This window comes from Streptomyces sp. NPDC020742 (genome assembly GCF_040641675.1).
Lineage (GTDB): Bacteria > Actinomycetota > Actinomycetes > Streptomycetales > Streptomycetaceae > Streptomyces.
This window is the reverse complement of record NZ_JBFAEA010000005.1, coordinates 221,608-236,303: the sequence shown is the minus strand read 5'-3', so window position 1 is coordinate 236,303 and position 14,696 is coordinate 221,608. Positions and strand designations below refer to the sequence as shown.

The 14,696-nt window shown below is 72.2% G+C and carries 10 protein-coding genes and 1 pseudogene; 5 read left to right on the top strand and 6 right to left on the bottom strand.

All coding sequences use genetic code 11. From position 1 onward, the window contains the following. Positions 1–17 precede the first annotated feature (17 nt). Complete coding sequence (locus AB0G84_RS12505; RefSeq protein ID WP_361318957.1) at positions 18–452, top strand: VOC family protein; 435 nt, start codon at positions 18–20, stop codon at positions 450–452. Positions 453–476: 24 nt separating this feature from the next. On the opposite strand, the pseudogene AB0G84_RS12500 reads toward AB0G84_RS12505, so the two are convergent. After that, positions 477–587, bottom strand: a pseudogene (locus tag AB0G84_RS12500) (IS5/IS1182 family transposase); the annotation flags it as partial. Between the two features lie 166 nt (positions 588–753). On the opposite strand from AB0G84_RS12500, the gene AB0G84_RS12495 reads away from it, so the two are divergent. After that, a complete protein-coding gene (locus tag AB0G84_RS12495; RefSeq protein ID WP_361318955.1) occupies positions 754–1,701 on the top strand; it encodes a hypothetical protein in 948 nt (315 codons plus the stop codon). Between the two features lie 165 nt (positions 1,702–1,866). Here AB0G84_RS12495 and AB0G84_RS12490 read toward each other — a convergent pair whose 3' ends face one another. The 5 genes from AB0G84_RS12490 to AB0G84_RS12470 all read right to left on the bottom strand — a co-directional run bounded on the left by AB0G84_RS12490 (position 1,867) and on the right by AB0G84_RS12470 (position 9,833). Then, the gene (locus AB0G84_RS12490; protein WP_361319263.1) at positions 1,867–2,289 is read right to left on the bottom strand and encodes a DUF779 domain-containing protein; all 423 of its coding nucleotides are present in this window, start codon (positions 2,287–2,289) and stop codon (positions 1,867–1,869) included. A gap of 394 nt (positions 2,290–2,683) precedes the next feature. Continuing rightward, positions 2,684–4,345, bottom strand: a complete 1,662-nt coding sequence (locus AB0G84_RS12485; RefSeq protein WP_361318953.1) for an FAD-dependent oxidoreductase — start codon at positions 4,343–4,345, stop codon at positions 2,684–2,686. Then, a complete protein-coding gene (locus AB0G84_RS12480; protein ID WP_361318951.1) occupies positions 4,342–6,228 on the bottom strand; it encodes a thiamine pyrophosphate-binding protein in 1,887 nt (628 codons plus the stop codon). The genes AB0G84_RS12485 and AB0G84_RS12480 overlap by 4 nt, the downstream gene beginning before the upstream one ends. After that, on the bottom strand, positions 6,225–8,348 hold the full coding sequence (locus AB0G84_RS12475; RefSeq protein WP_361318949.1) for an FAD-dependent oxidoreductase: 2,124 nt from the start codon (positions 8,346–8,348) through the stop codon (positions 6,225–6,227). Before AB0G84_RS12475 ends, AB0G84_RS12480 begins: the two co-directional genes overlap by 4 nt. A gap of 6 nt (positions 8,349–8,354) precedes the next feature. After that, on the bottom strand, positions 8,355–9,833 hold the full coding sequence (locus tag AB0G84_RS12470; RefSeq protein ID WP_361318947.1) for a Dyp-type peroxidase: 1,479 nt from the start codon (positions 9,831–9,833) through the stop codon (positions 8,355–8,357). Positions 9,834–10,511: 678 nt separating this feature from the next. On the opposite strand from AB0G84_RS12470, the gene AB0G84_RS12465 reads away from it, so the two are divergent. The 3 genes from AB0G84_RS12465 (at position 10,512) to AB0G84_RS12455 (ending at position 14,675) form a co-directional block, all read left to right on the top strand. Continuing rightward, positions 10,512–11,768, top strand: coding sequence for an SLC13 family permease (locus AB0G84_RS12465; RefSeq protein WP_361319261.1), 1,257 nt, complete (start codon positions 10,512–10,514; stop codon positions 11,766–11,768). A 4-nt stretch (positions 11,769–11,772) separates the two neighbouring features. Next, on the top strand, positions 11,773–12,303 hold the full coding sequence (locus AB0G84_RS12460) for a universal stress protein (RefSeq protein WP_361318945.1): 531 nt from the start codon (positions 11,773–11,775) through the stop codon (positions 12,301–12,303). A 284-nt stretch (positions 12,304–12,587) separates the two neighbouring features. After that, positions 12,588–14,675, top strand: a complete 2,088-nt coding sequence (locus tag AB0G84_RS12455; RefSeq protein ID WP_361318943.1) for a SpoIIE family protein phosphatase — start codon at positions 12,588–12,590, stop codon at positions 14,673–14,675. Positions 14,676–14,696 lie beyond the last annotated feature (21 nt).

Below are 14,696 nucleotides of genomic sequence, written 5' to 3'. Positions count from 1 at the left end.
TCGGTTATGGTGCGCCGATGTCATCGATCAAGCAGTTCCAAGTCACCTTCGACTGCGCAGAACCTGCGCGCCTCGCCGGTTTTTGGTGCGAGGTGCTGGGGTACGTCGTACCGCCGATCCCGAAGGGGTTTGCCACGTGGGAGGACTACCACCGCTCGCTGCCGCCTGAGGAGCAGGTCACCTACTTCGCCTGCAGTGATCCCTCGGGCGCGGGCCCGCGCCTGCTCTTCCAGCGCGTTCCCGAAGGGAAGATCGTCAAGAATCGGGTGCATCTTTGCGTGCGGGCCGGCACCGGACTCGTTGGTGAAGAGCGCCTCGCCACACTGGAGGCCGAATGCGCACGACTGGTCGCGCTCGGTGCGGTACACGTGCGCACGCTGCTTGCCGATGACGACAACGAGTCGTGCATCGTGATGCAGGACATCGAGGGCAACGAGTTCTGTCTCGACTGAGCATTCTCCGCGACGGCGAGATAGGCGCACCGGGTTCGCACCCCCGCGCCGCATCGCAGTGACCGGCTTGCCGAACTGCCGCGGGCCCAGCCCGGTGAACGGGGCCGTCCAGTTCGGCTCGGACGCCGTGCTCACACCAGCCGCCGCCTCCCTCCCGTGCTGCTTCCGCGCCGCTCTCCCGTCGCGGCCGGGCCGGACTCCCCGGTGAGCGGGCGTCAGCAGCGCGCGGAGGGCGGCGGGTGCACCCGTTACGATCGGCCCATGCGAGGCCGATGTGGGTGGCCACGCCGGGAGGAGAGTGATGGGCCTGTTCCGTCGAGGACCGAAGCGGGACTCCCGCGACCTGGCACGCGACGGGGAGTTCGGCTTCTTCTCCGAGCGTGAGGGCGGCGTCTTCCGGTCACAGGTCCGGCAGGCCTTCGCCGAGCAGGGCCTGGAGGTCACCGCGTACGCGGGCGTGGTCACCGACTCCGCGGGCCGCCAGTTCGGCCTGGGCAACCTCGCCGCGGTCTGCCACCGGGACCGGCGCGGGGAGCGCAGCTGGCCCGCGCTGATCCGGGACCACGTCGGCAAGGTACTCCGCACGATGGACGGTCCGCAGCCGCTGGAGATCCTCACCGAGGACGAGATCCGGGCCTGCCTCTACCCCCGGGTCGTGGCCCAGGAGACGCTGCCGGCCTCGGAGGCCTTCCAGTACGGACGTGCGCCGGCGCCGGGGCTGCGGGAGGTGCTCGCGCTCGACCTGCCCGAGGCGGTGCAGATGCTCAGCGAGGACTCGCTGGCCGACCTCGGCGACCTGGCCGAGCTGCGGATCCGGGCGATGAACAATCTGCGGGCGCTGCCCGTCGAGGGGCACGAGACGGTGCGCCGCGGCGACGGCTCGGCGTTCGAGGTGCTGCTCGGCGACTCGTTCTTCACCGCGAGCCGGGTGCTGGTGCTGGACGAACTGGTGCAGCGGGTCACCGGCACCGCGCTGACCGCGGACGGAGCGCTGGTCGCCGTCCCGTTCCGGCACCAGTTGGCGTTCCACCGGATCCACGACGCCCAGGTCATCCCGGCACTGCAGGCCATGGCGCAGTTCGCGGCGGCCGGCCACGAGGACGCGGCCGGCGCGATCAGCCCCAGGGTGTTCTGGTGGCGCCGGGGCGTGATGACCCCGCTCAGCGAGCCGGACGGCGAAGGGCTGCGGGTGGTGGTGGACGGGGAGTTCCACCAGCTGCTGGAGCGACTGGTACAGGACGACGCCTGAGGCGCGTAGCGGGTCCGCCCGGCCGCGGTGCCCACCCCGCACAAGATTTTTTTGCCGAATCCGCGCGGAAGGGGAACCGGCGGCGCTCCCCACCCGTTCTCCAGAGTGAGGCCCCACGCTCTCCCCCGTGCGTGGGGCCTCACCACTGCCCGCGGGCCCCGGCGCTCAGTCCCCCAGCCGGGCCCGTTCCTCGTCGGTCAGCAGCCGGGAGCGAATCAGGAAGCGGACGCCCTCGGGCGCCTCCAGGGAGAATCCGCTGCCCCGGCCCGGGACGACATCCACGGTCAGATGGGTGTGCCGCCAGCGTGCGAACTGGTCGGCCGACATCCAGAACGCCACCGGCTCCGGCACTCCCACCACACGCAGCCGCGCCAGCAGCACGTCCGACGACCCGGTACGGAACTCCCCGGCCGGATAGCACATGGGTGCGCTGCCGTCGCAGCAGCCGCCGGACTGGTGGAACATCAACGGCCCGTGCTGGTCGTACAGCAGCCGCAGCAATGCGCCCGCCGCCGCAGTCAGCCCGATCCGCGAGGCCCCCTCCGGCACCGCCTCCTCCACGGCGTCCCGCCCCGCGCCGCTGCTCATCAGCGACCGCCTGGCCGTCGTACGGCGCATTCGACCTGCCTGGGCGCGCTCTCCTCGTGGTACATGCGCTCACTCCTTCGTGACCGGCGACGAACACCCCTGTGCGCAAACGCCCCGGTGCGGGGCGGCGGGCCCCAGTGAACCCGCCGCGGGGTTGCACGAGGGTTGCACACCGGGACAGGGGGCGGTGTCTCCCGGGCGACGGCCCGTGAAGCGTTTGCGGGACTCCCATCGGCCGGTTCGCCGCTTCGCCGATCCATCGATCCGCGGATCCGCCGAAACGTCGTGGCACCGGGCGGGAGACCGGGGAGAAGACCGCGGGAGGGGACCAGCCCGGGCGACGGGATGCGTCGCACCGCACCGGTCCCCTCCCGCGCAACCGCTTCCGCGGACGTCAGGACAGACCCTGTGTCAGCGCCACCGAGTCCGGTACCGCCACCTCCTCCGGTGCGCTCAGGGGCATCACGCCCAGGATCTGCTGGATGACGTAGTGGGCGGACATCATGGCGCCCTCCTGCCAGCCGGGCAGCGGTGAGACCTGGTCACCGGTGACGAAGAACGCATCGGTGCCCTCCGGCTGCAGCAGCTGTTTGTACGCCCTCTTGTGGCTCTCCTCGTCCGGCCTCCACGCCGCCCAGCCGCCGAGCTGGTGGGGCACCTTGTGCCAGGCGATGGAAAGGCCCTTCTCCTCGGGGACCAGCTCCCGGTCCGCGAACTCCGGGTGCAGTTGGGTCGCGCCCTCGCGGGCCAGCCGCAGCCGTTGGGCCGGGGGAAGCTTTCCCAGGGTGTCCGCGGCACCCTCGAAGTTGTAGGCGCCGGTGAGGGTGCCCTTGTCGGAGAAGTAGCCGTGGGAGGGGTACCACAGCTGGGTGATGTTGTGCCCGGTCCAGCTGATGCCGCCGTAGATGCCCTCGGTGTCGTCGGCACCCCCGAGATCGCCCTCCCAGAAGCGGCGGTTCGCCTGCCAGCCGACCTTGCACGTCTTCTCGAACTCGACCAGGTGGATCGCCTCCTCGAAGGCGTCCGAGAAGCGGGTCAGCCCGACCGTGCGGAGCACCGGCAGCGGGATGTTGCTGATGCAGTGGCGGGCCTCGTCGTGGAACTCCTCCTCGCCCTTGCGGTAGGTGACGGTGGCCGAGGTGCCGCGCGGACCGATCTCGATCCCGCGGACCTCCGCGCCGAGCACGATGCGCGCACCGGCCCGGCTCGCCTCCCGCGCCAGCGCCCGCACGATGTGGTCCATGCCGTCGACCGGCTGGAACATCGTGGCCTGCCACAGGTAGTCCACCGGCTGGTAGAAACGCGCCTTCCAGAAGCCCGAGTTCACCAGGTCCTCGAAGGACAGCGGCGGGGCCGGCGCCGGCCAGTCGTGGATGTCCGGCTCGGTCAGATACCCGGAGCGGGTCGAGCCGCGGTACTTGCCGTTGGCGTCCAGCGCGCCGAACATCCGCAGCAGCTCCCGCAGCTCACCGGTGAAGGCGTCCCTGCTGACCAGGGTCTCGGCGAGCTTCGCCGCGAGGTGACCGCGGGTGTCGTTCGCCACCCGCCGGTTGGGCCAGGTCACCTCGGCGTGCGGCGGCCGGACCCGGTTCGCCGTGGTCTGCATGACGTACGGCTCCAGCTCCACACCGAAGTCCCGGCAGTACTTGAGCACCCGGCGGTGATGGTACGGAATGCGCCCGGGCCCGAGGTTGAGGTACAGGCCGTCGTCGAAGGCGCAGGTGTGCGTCCGGACCACCGCCCCGTGCCCGTCGGTCTCGAAGAGCTCGTCGCCGCGGCGCGCGGTGCGGTTCCGCCCGCCGACCCGGTCCTGCGCCTCCAGGACGGTCACCCGGTAGCCGAGCATGCTCAGTTCGTAGGCGGCCGTCAGTCCGGCGACCCCGGCGCCCAGGATCAGCACCTTCGCGCCCTCGCCCGGCGTTCCGGCGGGCCGGACGGTGCCGGTCCAGCCGGTGGCCTCCGGCCCGGACAGACCGCTCATGGCGTGCCGCAGCACCTTGGCGGAGTCGTCGACGGAGGCCTCCGCCGCGGACCGCTGTCCCGTCCGGCCGGTCATCGTGTGCTCCCTTCCGCCGGGGCGCCGCCGGACGGCGGACACTTCTCGGCGATCTTGTACTTGAGGGCCTCGGGGTAGTCGTGCCGTGCGAACTGCACCCGGACGAGGACCGGGCCCTGGTTGACCGGGTCGGTGGGCTCGGCGATCCGGCCCAGCAGGGCGGCGAGTTCGTCATGGGTGCGGACGGCGAAGCCGTGCATCGGCAGCTTGGCGGAGCCGAAGACCCCCGCGAGCTCCTCGTACCGCCACGGGTGCAGCACGTTGTAGAAGTCGGCCCCGTCGGAGCCCGGTGCGCCCTCCTTGTAGTAGCAGGGGTTGACCAGCATCTGCTCGATGCCGTAGAAGCCCTCGTTGTCCAGGACGAACACCACGGGGCGCAGCCCGTGCTGCACCTGCGTGGACAGCTCCTGGCAGGTCTCCTGGAACGAGCCGTCACCGACCAGGACCAGCGGACGCTTCTCCGCATGGCGCCGGGCGAACGCCACCCCGGTGGCCGCGCCGACCGAGTAGCCGATGGACAGCCAGCTGTTCTGCGCCACGTACGAGGCACGCTCCGCCATCCGCAGGTTCATCGACCCGATCAGCGCGAACGCGGCGTCGCACACCACCGTGAACGGGTTGCTGCGCTCACCGGGTGGCGCGCTGTCCTGCGAGGTGAGGAAGTCGTTGAGGTGACGGAAGAAGCTGTCGTACGTCACGCTCTCCGGGTACGCCCCGCCGACCTGTGCTTCCAGGTGGGCGGTGGTGCTGGCGGGCACGCCCAGGCCCTCGGCGTGGGCGACGGCGAAGTAGTCCGCCTCGAAGGCGCCGGCGCCAAACTCGGCCACCAGACGCGTCCGCAGTGCGGGGAGGAACTCGGCGAGCCGGACGTCGGGGAAGTACGAGGCGCCGACGTGCACCCCTTCATGGGCGGCCACCGCCCAGTCGTCCCCGATCGACCGCACCCCGCCGAGGTTCTTCGAGGTCGCCCACGAGCCCAGCCCGATGCGGCAGCCCGCGTTCTGGAAGACCTTGGCCACGTCCTCGTTGCTGGCCTTGCCGTTGTAGACGCCGGAGAACCCGGGGGTGTACTCGGAGACGACGGACTTGGCGCCGACGGTCGTACAGAACGGGATGCGGGTCTCGCGGACCAGCTTCTCGAACTCGTCGGACAGCCGGAAGCGGTCGATCTCCTCACCGGCCCACAGGATGGGGTTGCGGTAGCGCCGGATCAGGTCCACGCACGCGGTGACTGCCCGGTCGAGCATCCGCGCGTTCTCCGGGGTGACCGGCCGCTCCCGCCGCGTCAGCCGGCCGCGCGGCACGGGGCACTGCGCCTCCCAGACGTCCTCCATGACCTCCAGGTACACCGGCCGGCGGTGCGAGAGGCAGGCGGTGATCGCGCCGTCGATCTGGGTGGGCGCCAGGCCCGGGTTGGAGATGGCCTGGGCGTCCACCGTCACCTGCCGGTAGACGTCCAGGTTGCTGTCCGGGCGCTGCGACATGTGCGAGGTCAGCAGGCCGATCGCCCGCTGGTTGAGCCACTCCTCGTAGGTGGGCGCGGCGTTGATCGCGATCAGTGGTACGTACTCGGCGAAGCCGCCGCCGATCGCGTTCAGCAGGTTGAAGGCGCCCACGCTGTAGGTGACCGCGACCGCGCCGATGCCCTGCTCACCGAGCGCGGTCTGCGCATCGGCGGCCTTCACCCGGGCATAGCCGTCCGCGGCCTGGCCCGCGCCGCCCTCGGTGGGCGTGCCCACCCAGCGCACCGAGGTCCGCTCGTGCAGGGCCGACAGGAACGGCGCCAGGTGGTTGCCTGGGACGCCGAAGAGGTGGGTGATGCCGAGCTGTTCCAGCCGGATGGCCAGGTACTCGGCCACCGTGCAGGTCTGGGAGGTGGTCATGAGGTGAGCACCTCCTCCTTGGGGCGGCCCGACGAGGCGGTGCGGCGCTCACCGGTCGCGGTGGTCCGCGCCGCGGCACCGCTCGCCTGCGCCACCGGCGCCTCGTTGACCGCGATGGCGGCCCGTACGGCGGTCTCGACCGCGCCCTCGATCCAGGCGTGCTTGAGCGAGACGTGCTCGCCGGCGAAGTGCACCGGCCCCTCGGCCCGGACCACATCGAGGTGGAAGCTGGTCATCTGGTGCGGGGTGTAGACCGCCGCCTCACCGCAGGCGTACGGGTCCCGCAGCCAGCTCTGGGTCTGGCCGGCGCCGGTGTAGAAGACCTCGATCCGGCGGCCGTGCACCGACTGGAGGTTGCGCAGCGCATAGCCGTAGCGCTCGGCGTCGTCGAAGGAGTCCCAGCGCGCCGCGTCGTCCGACCAGGAGTAGCCGGCCAGCACCACGCCGCCCTGGCTGCCGGGCAGGGGGTGCGAGGGGTAGTACATGAAACGGTTGGGGTTGTCGGTGGTGGAGCCGCCGCCGTAGGCGTGGGTGGCCGGCCGCACACCGCCGCGCGGCGCGGAGTTGCGGTAGTACTCCACCTGGTCCCGGCCGATGCGCGTCTCGTCCACGCTGGGGTGGGCGCCGAGCAGCCCCGTGGGCAGGTCCCGCAGGCTCTGCGGCGCGGCCAGCGCGGCCTCCGCGTCGTCCTCGCCGCACCGCTGGTAGTACTCGTACAGGCCGGGCGCGATGGCGTCCAGTTCGCGCTTCCAGTCCTCCTCGGTGAACTCCCACCACCGGCGGGAGAACTCCAGGAGCACCTTGGTGGCCTGGTCGTAGTGCGTCTCGATGATGGCGCGCCGCTTCTTGTAGGAGAACGGCGGGGTCACGGCGGTGAAGCGCAGGCTGGAGAACGGAATGGTGACGATCGCCAGGTCACCGGTCCAGGTCTGCACCTCGCCGTACGGGTCGTCCTCGGGCACAGTCTGGATGGCGACGGCCGGGCCGCCCGGCCCGGCGACCTCGCCCTGGTGGCCGTCGCGTCCCGGGTCGTAGTACTCCAGCCGGACCATCCGCTGGCCCATCACGATCTGGTCCCGCAGCTCCTTGGCGAGCGCCTCGGGGAGCTGGCGGCTGCCGCCCTCGATCTCCCAGTAGGTGGCGGTGGGGTCGATGTCGCTGCGGCCCAGGAAGCTGTGGAAGAACGCCAGGTGCAGCCGCGACGTCATGTTCTCGATCGTGCCGATCGCCTCGATGGCCTCGTCGCTGAAGCCGGCGTACTCGCGCAGGAAGCGGCCCATCGAGTAGCCGTCGAAGTCCCGGACGACCCGGGCCCAGCCGTCCAGCCACTCCTTGAAGGGCTTGTTGACCCGCTTGCCGTCGCTCCCCAGCACCGAGTAGTAGTCCCGCACCGGCTCCAGGGCCTGGTTGACCATCTCGGAGACCGGCAGCCGCGCCTCGCAGCCGGTGAGGTGGAAGCCCTCGTTGATCACGGAGGGGTCGGCGGCGTACTGGGCGCGCCGCACCTGGGTGTGGTTGGTGCGGATCCAGGTGTGGTTCCGCTTGGCTGGCTCCTGGAACTCGGGGCTGGGGGCGCCGTTCGTCCAGACCCTGCCGTCCTTGAACGACTTGTAGACCACCGGGGGCACCGGGGCGGTCTGGTTGCCGGTCGTGGGATCGATGTCGACGTTGAAGAACAGCCGGCGCTTCAGGCCGAGTTTGTCGATCAGCGCCAGGGTCAGCGGGTGGAAGCTGGGCAGCCGCATCGCCCCGGCCTCCGCGTACTGCGCGGGGTCGGTGAACGGCGGCGGCTCGCCCTTCTTGGCGTGGAAGGTCTTGATCCGGCCGCCGACGCGGTTGGCGTTGGCCTCCAGGATCGTCACGTCGTGCCCGGCGCGGGTCAGCAGGTCGCCGGCGACCAGGCCGGCGATACCGGCTCCGACGATCAGGATGCGCTTGGGCTCGGTGGGCGGTTGGAGCCCGTTGTCGATCAGGACGTCGAGGTAGCGCATCCTGAGGTCCTCGTTCGCCGGCTCCGGGCCGACCAGCAGCAGTTCGCGGGCGAGCTGCTGGTAGGTGCGCTCGGCGGCCCGCTCGACCCCGGTGTGCTCACCGCGGACGTCGTCACGGATGTCGCGCATGGCGGCTCAGCCCTTCCCGTGCAGGGACTCGTGCGCGGCGAGCCGGCGCAGCGTGGTGATGGACGGGGTGAACGCGTACACCGCGCCCGTGGTCTGTACGAACCGGTCCATCGACACGGTGCCTTCCTGGCCGTCGGCCAGCACGATGTGGGCGTCCGGGTTGCCGGTACCGCCCTCCTTGATCGTGCCGGTCACCTTGTCGAGGCCGTTGGGCGCGCCGTCCGCCCCCGGCAGGAAGCGCGGGTTGTTCGACCAGAGCCGTTGGACGAACTCGAACTGCCGCTCGAGGGAGGTGCCGTAGCAGACGAACATCAGGCCGCGGTCCGTCGCGTCGTCGCCCGCCGTGTACGCCGGGCCGTACGGGATGCCCCGGCGCATGATGCGGTGCTGCTGGGTGGGCTCGAAGTGCCGGGGGTGCGACCGGCGGATGTGCGCGGCACATGGCGTCTGTGTGCCCTGCGGGTCGTTCTCGTAGGTGAAGTCGTTGGCGCCCTGGCCGACCCCGGTCACCGGGTTCTCGCCCTGGGCCAGCGGTGTGCCGTCCTTCTTGCGGCCGACCAGACAGGCGCCCAGCAGGTCGGGGGAGATGCCGGTCGGCCGGAACTTCGCCGCCTCGCGCACCACCGCGTTGTTCCAGCCGCCGACGTCCTGCCGCAGCCGGCGCACCACCTGGAGCGAACCGTTGTCGAGCCACGCGGGCCCCTCGGGCGGCTTGCCGCTCTCACTCCGGTGGCCGAAGACGAACTCTCCGGGCTCGACCAGCGTGGACCCCGGGCGGTTCTCCCGGGAGCCGGCGTGCTCCCGGTCCTCGCGGTGGAAGTCCTTGACGCCCGGCTGGGAGATGCCGTCCTTGTAGCCGAAGTGCTCGTGCCCGCGCAGGTCTCCGGTCAGGGTGCGGCCGTCGTCGTGATGGACCATCGTCACCCCGTGCGCCGAGTCCGCCGCGGCGATGTTCCGCAGCTTCTCCTCGAGCGCCTCCTCGGTGTCCGCGGCGACGATCAACACGGCGTGGATCCCGGTCTGTTCCGACCCGAAGAGCCAGTTCCCGGGCGCGCTCGACCCGTCGTCGCCGAGCTCCGCCGCCATGGCCGCCGGGCCCTGGGTGAACGAGCCGAAGGACGACAGATCCTGCTTGATCCTCTCGGGGTCCCGTGCCACCTGGAGCAGGCCCTGGTAGGTCAGGGACACCCCGACCCAGGTGGCGGTGATGGCCGGGTCCTGGCCGTAGGCCCGGCGGGAGAGGGAGAACTCCTCGTTGAAGTCCTCGACCCCCGCGGTCACCGACACCGTGTTCAGCATGACGGACAGCCAGCCGCGTCCGCCCACACCGTTGTCATCGGGGAATCGCATATAGCGGAACGCCATGAAGTCCTTGTTGAAAGCGGCAAGGACATTGCCCTGAATCTCCCGGGACCGGCGCAGTGGCGGTTCGGGTAGCTGCTCGATCTCCGGGGCGGCCGTCGGGCGCGCTGAGATAGTGGTCACTTCGCTCCTTCGGTGGGGCTTCAGCGCGCCGGAGACCCTCGGAAGTCTTCGCGCGCAGGCGAAAACGGCTCCCCCCGGAGCGCTGAAGTGAGAACTGACGTGGGAAAGGGCACAAGGGCACACCGAAGACAGCCGGTGTACGGCTCGTGCTGCCAGCCCAGCACCGAATGACCCGGCCCGCAGGGGCACGGGCGCCATGCGGATGATCCGGTCACCCGTCCCGGTGAGGGCGGACGGCTCCGGTGCGGAGCGCGGCGTCCAGCGTGCGGGGCCGGGACGGCCTCCGTGCGGGCCGGCCGCGGCAGAAGTGGGTGCCCGGGGCGACGAACGGCGCGCGCACCATCCGGAGCCCAATTCGGCGCGCACGCCCCACGATTGTCGCCGTCGCTGCTGCGGTCGCTTCGCTGCCGGCACCGGTGCCGACTCCGCGGTCGGTGCCGACGCCCGTCGGCTCGGGCACCGCATGCGCCGCGGGTACGCACCCGCGGCGTCCGCGGCCCCGGTCCGTCACCGTGCCACACTGGTGCCGGCACCACGTCCCCCGTCCCGCGAGCTGCGAGCGACCGCGGCCTCCGCGTACGGCCGGAGCGGGTACGGACCGGTGCGTACCAGTACGGCCGTGGCCGGTGCGGACCGGTGGGACGAGATCGGCCGAGACGGAAAGCAGAGGGCACCGAGCTGAACGCCTCGTGCGCGGAAGCGCTCTCCGCTGCTCTGCTCCTGGTGGTGCTGGCGTGTGCGGTGGTGCGCCCCTGGGGATGGCCGGAAGCGGTGGTGGCCGTGCCGGCCGCCGGCGTGCTCATCGGCACCGGGGCGATCTCCCTGGCGCACGCCCGGGCCGAGGCCGAGCGGCTGGGGCCGGTGATCGGATTCCTCGCAGCGGTCCTCGTCCTCGCCCAACTCTGCGAGGAGGAGGGACTGTTCCGCGCGTGCGGGGCGTGGATGGCCCGTACTGCGGGCGGCCGGCCGGGCAGACTGCTGGTGCAGGTGTTCGCCAGCGCCTCGCTGATCACCGCGGTGCTCAGCCTCGACGCCACGATCGTGCTGCTCACTCCGGTGGTCTTCGCCACCGCGGCCCGGCTCGGGGCCCGCCCCAAACCGCATGTGTACGCCTGCACCCACCTGTCGAACACCGCCTCGCTGCTGCTGCCGGTCTCCAACCTGACCAATCTGCTGGCCTTCACCGCGAGCGGACTGAGCTTCACCCGGTTCGGCGCCCTGATGGCGCTGCCGTGGCTCGCCGCGATCGGCACCGAGTACCTCGTCTTCCGGCGGTTCTTCGCCACCGACCTCTACGCCGGTGCCCAGGCTCCGCCGCCCGCCGCCCCGCCGGAGGTACCGGTGTTCGCGCTGGTCACGGTGGGGTGCACGCTGGCCGGCTTCGTGCTGACCTCCGCGGTCGGGGTGGACCCCGCCTGGGCGGCCTGCGCCGGCGCGGTGGTGCTCGCCGTACGAGCCCTGGCGCGGCGCCGCACCACCCCCGCCGCCCTGCTCCGGGCCGCGGCGGTGCCCTTCCTCGGCTTCGTCCTAGCGCTGGGGATCGTGGTGCGGGCGGTGGTCGACAACGGCCTCGGCGACGCGCTGGGCCACCTGGTGCCGGACGGCACCGGCTTCTGGTCCCTGCTGGGCGTCGCGGCCCTGGCGGCCGTACTGGCCAACCTGATCAACAATCTGCCGGCCGTGCTGGTGCTGCTGCCACTGACCGCGCTGACCGGGCCGGGCGCCGTGCTGGCCGTCCTGCTCGGGGTGAACATCGGCCCCAACCTCACCTATGCGGGCTCCCTGGCCACCCTGCTGTGGCGGCGGGTGGTGCACGCCCACGACACCGAGGTGAGCCTGGGCGAGTTCACCCGGCTCGGGCTGCTCACCGTGCCTGCCGCGCTGGTGCTCGCGGTGGTGGCACTGTGGGGTTCGCTGACCGCATTCGGAGGCTGATCGCGTGACCGTCATCGCCTGGATCGTGGAGGACACCTGGCCCGCCTGTGTGGACGCGGCCCGTGCGCATGCGCCCGAGGGGGCCGAGGTCGTCCTGCTGCACATCACCGACCCCGAGGCCTCCGGTGCCGCCCACGGCGCCTACGCCGGCCTGATGGGCCGCGCCCACCCCCGGGAGCACCGGCCGGCGGCCGAGGGCTGGGGCAGCGATCCGGGGACCGCGGTCGAGGACCTGGCCGCCGCCTCCGCCGCTGACCTGCTCGCCGCCGCTGCCGAGCGGCTGGGACGCCCGTGCCGCCGCACCGAGCGCGTCGGCCGGGCCGGGCGGGAGGTGGTGGCCGCCGCCGAGGGCGCCGAGCTGCTCGTCCTGGCCCGTGACGGGGACCGCACCCACCCCGGGCCGCACAGCCTCGGCCCCGCCGGCCGCTTCATCGTCGACCACGCCCCCTGCCCGGTGCTGCTGGTCGCGCCCGAGGCCGCCCCCGGCACGGACCCCCTACCGCCGGGCTCGCCCCCTCCGCCCCCGCACCTGTAGCCCCGGCACACCGGGGCCCCGGGCCGGCTGTGGGAGGGCACCGCGCCCGGTGCCCGTGGCCCTGACCGGACTCGGCCCTCCCCGCCCGGCTACGCACCGCTTCGGCGTGCCCGCGGAGGGCTTCCCGCCGTCCTCCCGGTGGACGAGGTGGCGGGTGGCTGATCCCGGAGGACGATGGAAGGCGAAGCGCTCCCTGCGCGAACCGGCCGCCCTGCCCCCTCGGGCCGGGTCGCGGACCCGAGCAGGGACGGTATCCACGGGGCTTGTCGAGGTGAGGAGGCCGGGTGAGCTCAGCCGAGGGGCCTCCGGTCGGCCACGTTGATCTCGGAGCCGGCTCGTCGAGGCCGAGCGCCCTGCTGGACCTGCTCGGCGTGGCCGCGGTCCTGGTGGACGCGGACGGCCGGATCGTGCTGTGGAGCCCGCAGGCCGAGGACCTCTACGGCTACACGGCCGAGGAGGCGCTCGGGCAGTACGCCGCGCCGCTGCTGGTCAACCAGGAGCACTGGGACTTGGTGATCAAGAAGTTCGCCGAGGTGATGGAGACCGGCCAGAGCTGGGGCGGGGTGTTCCCCGTCCGGCACAAGAACGGCACCGCACGGCCGGTCGAACTGCGCAACATGCGGCTGATGGACGAACGCGGCGGCATCTACGCCCTCGGCCTCGCCACCGACGCCTCGACGCTGCGCGAACTGGAGCGGGAGGTCGCCCTGTCCAGCCGGCTGATCTCCCAGTCGCCCATCGGGCTGGCGATGCTCGACACCGAACTGCGGTACGTGGCCGTCAACCCCGCCCTGGAGCGGATGCACGGCATCCCGGCCAAGGACCACCTCGGCAGGCACTACCGGGAGATCATGACCGCCGCGAAGTTCGAGGTGCCCGAGGCCGCCATGCGCAAGGTGCTGGAGACCGGCGAGCCCATGGTCGACCAGACCACCATCGTCGGCCGCACCCCGGCCGACCCGGAAAACCAGCACGCGTGGTCGATCTCGCTGTACCGGCTGGAGGACCCCCAGGGGCGGGTCCTCGGCGTCGCCGACCTGGTGGTGGACGTCACCGACCGGTACCAGTCCGCCAAGGAGGCGGCCGAGGCCCGGCAGCGGCTGGCCCTGATCGCCGACGGCTCCGCCCGGATCGGCACCACCCTGGAGGTGGACCAGACCGCCCGGGAGCTGGCCGAGGTCACCGTCCCCGCGCTCGCCGACGTGGCCGCGGTCGATGTGCTGGACTCCGTCCTGGACGAGTACCGCCCGGCCAGCCGGCACGGCCCGGCCGTCTTCCGGGCCCTCGCGGTGAAGGCCGGCTACCCCACGGTGGCCGTCCAGGCCGCCGATCCCCCCGGCCGGATCGCCGCCTATGACGCGGACCGGGTGGCCACCCAGTGCGTCCGCACCGGCCGGCCGGTGCTGATCCCCCGCGCCGATGAAGCGGACCTGGCCCGCATCGCCCGGGACGCCCACGCGGCCAGCCTGCTGGCCCGCTCCGGTGTGCACTCCTACCTCGCCGTGCCGCTCACCGCCCGCGGGAACATCCTCGGCTTCCTGGGCCTCAGCCGCGCCCGCAACCCGCTCCCGTTCGACGAGGACGACCTGGCCCTCGCCGCCGAGCTGGCCTCCCGCGCCGCGGTGTGCGTCGACAACGCCCGCTCGCACCAGAGCGTGCGCAGTGCCGCGGTGACCCTGCAGCGCAGCCTGCTGCCCGACCACCCGCCGCGCCTGCCCGGGCTGCAGATCGCCTCCCGGTACCGGCCCGCACAGGCCACCTACGAGGTCGGCGGCGACTGGTACGACGTACTGCCGCTGGAGGGCGACAAGACCGGCCTGGTCGTCGGCGATGTGATGGGAAGCGGCATCGACGCCGCCGCCACCATGGGCCGGCTGCGCACCGCCACCAGCGCCTTCGCCGACCTCGACCTCGCCCCCGACGAGGTCCTGCGGCACCTCGACCGGATCACCGCGGGGCTGGAGCACTACATCGCCACCTGCGTCTATGCGGCTTACGACCCGCACCGCGGCGAGTGCCACCTCGCCACCGCCGGCCACCTCCCGCCGGTCCTGGTCCGCAGCGGGCGGTCCGCCGAACTCCTCGATCTGCCCACCGGCACCCCGCTCGGGGTCGGTGGGGTGCCCTTTGAGACCACCACCATCGCGCTCGCCCCCGACGACCAACTCGTGCTGTACACCGACGGGTTGGTGGAGACCCGGCACCACGCCATCGACGAGCGCCTGGAGACCCTCCGGGGGCTGCTCGACGTCCCCGACGCGTCTTTGGAGGAGACCTGCGACCGGTTGCTGCGCGAACTCCGGCGCCCGGACGACCCGGATGACGTGGCCCTGCTCATCGCCTGCGTCCAGCCCTTCCCCGCGGACCAGTAGCGCGCCGACCGGGGGCGACGG

Bases quoted from the DNA above. Each gene is read 5' to 3' on its own strand.
- AB0G84_RS12480 (WP_361318951.1), bottom strand. From the start codon at position 6,228: ATGACCACCTCCCAGACCTGCACGGTGGCCGAGTACCTGGCCATCCGG.
- AB0G84_RS12505 (WP_361318957.1), top strand. From the start codon at position 18: ATGTCATCGATCAAGCAGTTCCAAGTCACCTTCGACTGCGCAGAACCT.
- AB0G84_RS12475 (WP_361318949.1), bottom strand. From the start codon at position 8,348: ATGCGCGACATCCGTGACGACGTCCGCGGTGAGCACACCGGGGTCGAG.
- AB0G84_RS12485 (WP_361318953.1), bottom strand. From the start codon at position 4,345: ATGACCGGCCGGACGGGACAGCGGTCCGCGGCGGAGGCCTCCGTCGAC.
- AB0G84_RS12495 (WP_361318955.1), top strand. From the start codon at position 754: ATGGGCCTGTTCCGTCGAGGACCGAAGCGGGACTCCCGCGACCTGGCA.
- AB0G84_RS12490 (WP_361319263.1), bottom strand. From the start codon at position 2,289: ATGAGCAGCGGCGCGGGGCGGGACGCCGTGGAGGAGGCGGTGCCGGAG.